Raw genomic sequence first — 4,443 nt, 5'->3', positions numbered from 1 at the left:
CCGGCCACTACCCGGTTCATGGCATCAGGCCACGTAAACGGTCTTGATGTTCATGAACTCATGGATGCCATGTTCTGCGAGTTCACGGCCGAAGCCGGAGCGTTTGCTGCCGCCGAAGGGGAGGCGGACGTCGCTTTTGACGATGGCGTTGACGAAGGCGGCACCACATTCCAGTTGCTGGGCGATGGCTTCGCCGCGCGCCGCATCGGTGGTCCACACGCTGCCGCCCAGGCCGAAGCTGGTGTCGTTGGCCACGCGCAGTGCTTCAGCGTCATCGCTGACGCGCAGGATCGCGGCGGCCGGGCCGAACAGTTCTTCGTCATAGGCCGGCATGCCGGGGCTCACGTTGTCCAGGATCGTGGCCGGGTAACCCGCGTGCGAACCGGCCACCGGCTCGCCGCCCAGCAGCAGCTTGGCGCCCTTGGCGATGCTGTCCTGCACCTGCTTGTGCAGCTCGTCGCGCAGGTCCGCGCGCGCCATCGGCGCGAGCGTGGTCTTTTCGTCCTGCGGATCGCCGTAGACGCGCTTGCCGGCGGCGGCGGCGAACTTCTCCACGAACGCATCGGCGATCGCATCGACCACGATGAAGCGCTTGGCCGCGATGCAGGTCTGGCCGCTGTTGTCGAAGCGTGACTTCACCGCGGCGGCGACCGTCTTCTCGAGGTCTGCATCCTCCAGCACCACGAAGGCATCGCTGCCGCCCAGTTCCATCACGCACTTTTTGAGCTGGTCACCGGCATTGGCCGCGATGGACCGCCCGGCGCGCTCGCTGCCGGTCAGTGTCACCGCCTTGACCCGCTTGTCGCGCAGCACCTCGGCGGCCTGGTCGTTGTCGATATGCAGCACATCGAACACGCCCTCGGGCAGGCCGCCATCACGGCACACGGCCAGGATCAGGTCGGCGCATTGCGGCACGTTGCTGGCGTGCTTGAGCAGGGCCACGTTGCCGGCCATGAACGCCGGCGCGAGGAAACGAAACACCTGCCAGATCGGGAAGTTCCACGGCATCACCGCGAACACACAGCCGATAGGCTCGTAGCGCACGTAGCTGCGCTGGGCTTCGGTGTCGATCAGCTGCGGCTTCAGGTAGTCCGCCGCGTGGTCGGCGTAGAACTCGCAGGCCTCGGCGCACTTCTCGATCTCGCCCAGCGCTTCCACCTTGAGCTTGCCCATCTCGGTGGTCATCGCCTGCTGGATGTCACCCTTGCGCTGGCGCAGTTGGGCAGCGATGGCGCGCAGGATCGCCCCGCGCTCCTGCAGCGAACGCGCAGACCAGGCCGGGAACGCCTCGGCGGCAGCGGCCAAGCGCTGCTCGACCCCCTCGGCGGTAAGCAGTTCGTGGCGATACGTGATCTGGCCGGTCGCGGGATTGATGATGTCAGCGGTCATCGTGGGTCTCCAAAAGTCAGACCCGCAGTGTGCGCCCGGCCCCGTGAGCCGGATGTTGCCGGATCGGGATGACGTTCAGCCGGGGTCCTGCAACGCCATCTGCATGTCGCGCTGGCGGCGCTTCTCGGCCCGGGCCGTGATGTACCAGCCCACCACGGCCGCGATCGACACCGCCAGCACCATCAAGGTGGCAAGCGCGTTGATCTCCGGCTTGATGCCCATCCGCACCGAGGAAAACACCTTCATCGGCAGCGTGGTGGAGTTGGGGCCGGCCACGAAGCTGGCGATCACCACGTCATCGAGCGAGAGCGTGAACGCCAGCAGCCAGCCGGCCACCAGCGCCGGGGCGATGATCGGCAGCGTGATCTGGAAGAACACCTTGAGCCGGCTCGCGCCGAGGTCCATCGCGGCCTCCTCCAGCGAGCGGTCCAGCTCCTGCAGGCGCGAGGACACCACCACCGTCACGAAGGACAGGGTGAAGGTGACATGTGCGATCCAGATGCTGGTCACGCCGCGGCTGGGGAAACCGGGAATGCCGCCCATCGCCACCAGCAGGGTCATCAGCGAGAAACCCAGGATCACTTCGGGCATCACCAACGGCGCGGTGATCAACGCACCGAACACGGTCTTGCCCGGGAAGCGGCGCATGCGGGTCATCACCATCGCCGCCATCGTGCCGAGCACGGTGGCCGCACAGGCCGTCCAGAACGCGACCTTGAGGCTGATCCACAGCGCAACCAGGATCTGCCGGTTGTTGAACAGCTCGCCGTACCAGCGCGTGGAGAAGCCCGACCATACCGTGGCCAGCTTGGAGGCGTTGAAGGAATACACCATCAACAACAGGATCGGCAGGTACAGGAAGGCGAAGCCCAGCCCGAGCAGGCTCCAGCCCAGCCAGCGGTTGCTGCGCACCATGCTCATGCCAGCTTTCCTTCCAGCTCGCGCTGCTGCATGCGGTTGAACAGCAGGATCGGCACCAGCAGCAGGGCCAGCATCACGATCGCCACCGCCGAGGCCGTGGGCCAGTCGCGGTTGTTGAAGAACTCGCCCCACAGCACGCGGCCGATCATCAGCGTATCCGGCCCGCCGAGCATTTCCGGAATCACGAACTCACCCACGGCCGGGATCATCACCAGCATGCAGCCGGCGATGATGCCGGTGCGCGAGAGCGGCAGCGTGATCCGCATGAAGGCCTGCCAGGGCTTGGCACCGAGATCGTAGGCGGCTTCAAGCAGGCGGTTGTCCAGCTTGACCAGGTTGGCGTACAGCGGCAGCACCATGAACGGCAGGTAGCAGTACACGATGCCGATGTAGGCGGCGGTCGGGGTGTACAGGATCTGCAGCGGCGCATCGATCAGGCCGAGCTTGAGCAACAGCTGGTTGAGCAGGCCGTTGCGGTCCAGGATGCCGATCCACGCATACACGCGGATCAGGAACGAGGTCCACGAGGGCAGCACCACCAGCATCATCGCCACGTTGCGCGCGGCCGGGCTCATCCGCGAGATCACGTACGCCATCGGGTAGCCGATCAGCAGCGTGAGCAGGGTCGAGATCACCGCGATCTTGATCGAGCTCAGGTACGCCAGCGCGTACTGGTTGTCCTTGACCAGGGCCGCGTAGCTGCCAAGGTTGAGCTTGAGCGAGAAGGCGCCATCCACGTACTCCAGCAGCCAGGTGTACGGCGGCGAGCCGACCTGGGTGCGCGCGAAGGAGATCATCAGGATGATCACGAACGGCACCGCGAAGAACAGCAGCAGCCACAGGTACGGCGCGGCGATCACGCCGGCGCGCGTGCCCGGGAGCCAGCGCTTCCAGCCGGTCGCGGTCATGAGGTCAGCACCACGCCATCGTTGTCGCGCCAGTGCACCCACACGGTGTCACCCCAGGTCAGGCCATCGCTGGCCCAGCGCTGCGAATTGGCGAAGTTGGACAGCACCTTGGCCCCGCTCGGCAGGCGCACATGGAACACCGAGTGGCTGCCGAAGTAGGCGATCTCCTCGATCACGCCCTGGGCCTTGTTGGTGTCCCCGGCCGGCTCGTCCTTGCCGATCATCACCTTCTCCGGGCGCAGTGCGAACGCCACCGGCTGGCCTTCGTATCCGGTGATGCCGTGGGCAACGTAGATCGGCGCAGGAAACAGCGGCGTACGCACGGTGACGTATTCGGGCAGGTCCTCATCAAGCACGCCATCGAACAGGTTCACCGAGCCGATGAACTCGGCCACGAAGCGGTTGGCCGGCTGCTCGTAGATTTCATCCGGCTTGCCGACCTGCTGGATCCAGCCGGCATCCATGACCGCGATCCGGGTGGCCATGGTCATGGCTTCTTCCTGATCGTGGGTGACCATCACGCAGGTCACGCCGGTGGTCTCGATGATGTTGACCAGCTCCAGCTGCATCTGCGAGCGCAGCTTCTTGTCCAGCGCGCCCATCGGCTCATCCAGCAACAGCAGCTTCGGGCCTTTGGCCAGCGACCGCGCCAGCGCCACGCGCTGCTGCTGGCCACCAGAGAGCTGATGCGGCTTGCGCTTGGCCAGCTTGCCCAGCTGCACCAGTTCCAGCATTTCACCGACCCGGCGGTTGATCGCATCGCGCGCCATGCCGTCCTGCTTGAGGCCGAAGGCGATGTTCTGCTCCACCGTCATGTGCGGGAACAGCGCGTAGGACTGGAACATCATGTTGATCGGGCGCTGGTACGGGGGCAGCGCGTTGATGCGCTGGCCGTCCAGATCGATGGTCCCCTGGGTGGGGGTCTCGAAGCCGCCCAGGCAGCGCAGCAGCGTCGATTTGCCGCTGCCCGAGCCACCGAGCAGCGCGAATATCTCGCCTTTGCGCACGTCCAGGGTGACGTCGTCGAGCGCGACGAAACCGTCGAACTCCTTGCGCAGCGCGCGGATGGACAGGTAGCCCGGTTCCAGGACCGGGAGCACCGCGCCTTCCGGCTTGGCTTCAAATGGCATGGTCAGCGGCTCCGGGAGCGGCGGCGGGACGGGGGGAGAATGCCATTTTACCGGTGGTGGCCGCGTCATGTCCTACCCCCTGAAACGACGACGCC

The 4,443-nt window shown here is 65.8% G+C and carries 4 protein-coding genes; all 4 read right to left on the bottom strand.

All coding sequences use genetic code 11. The features are described from left to right. Positions 1 to 24: 24 nt before the first annotated feature. The gene (locus ACE026_RS09245; RefSeq protein WP_486038764.1) at positions 25 to 1,389 is read right to left on the bottom strand and encodes an NAD-dependent succinate-semialdehyde dehydrogenase; all 1,365 of its coding nucleotides are present in this window, start codon (positions 1,387 to 1,389) and stop codon (positions 25 to 27) included. A gap of 75 nt (positions 1,390 to 1,464) precedes the next feature. Next, entirely contained in the window at positions 1,465 to 2,310 is an 846-nt protein-coding gene (locus tag ACE026_RS09240; RefSeq protein WP_486038763.1) for an ABC transporter permease subunit, read from the bottom strand. After that, the gene (locus ACE026_RS09235; protein WP_123728827.1) at positions 2,307 to 3,218 is read right to left on the bottom strand and encodes an ABC transporter permease subunit; all 912 of its coding nucleotides are present in this window, start codon (positions 3,216 to 3,218) and stop codon (positions 2,307 to 2,309) included. The genes ACE026_RS09240 and ACE026_RS09235 overlap by 4 nt, the downstream gene beginning before the upstream one ends. Next, positions 3,215 to 4,348: an ABC transporter ATP-binding protein gene (locus tag ACE026_RS09230; RefSeq protein ID WP_070426989.1), complete on the bottom strand. Its 1,134-nt coding sequence runs from the start codon at positions 4,346 to 4,348 to the stop codon at positions 3,215 to 3,217. The genes ACE026_RS09235 and ACE026_RS09230 overlap by 4 nt, the downstream gene beginning before the upstream one ends. Between the last annotated feature and the right edge of the window lie 95 nt (positions 4,349 to 4,443).

The sequence above is a fragment of the Stenotrophomonas sp. AGC87 genome (assembly GCF_057333975.1).
The sequence above is the reverse complement of the archived record's forward strand: the minus strand, read 5'-3'. Positions and strand labels throughout refer to the sequence as shown.

Bases quoted from the DNA above. Each gene is read 5' to 3' on its own strand.
- ACE026_RS09245 (WP_486038764.1), bottom strand. From the start codon at position 1,389: ATGACCGCTGACATCATCAATCCCGCGACCGGCCAGATCACGTATCGC.
- ACE026_RS09240 (WP_486038763.1), bottom strand. From the start codon at position 2,310: ATGAGCATGGTGCGCAGCAACCGCTGGCTGGGCTGGAGCCTGCTCGGG.
- ACE026_RS09235 (WP_123728827.1), bottom strand. From the start codon at position 3,218: ATGACCGCGACCGGCTGGAAGCGCTGGCTCCCGGGCACGCGCGCCGGC.
- ACE026_RS09230 (WP_070426989.1), bottom strand. From the start codon at position 4,348: ATGCCATTTGAAGCCAAGCCGGAAGGCGCGGTGCTCCCGGTCCTGGAA.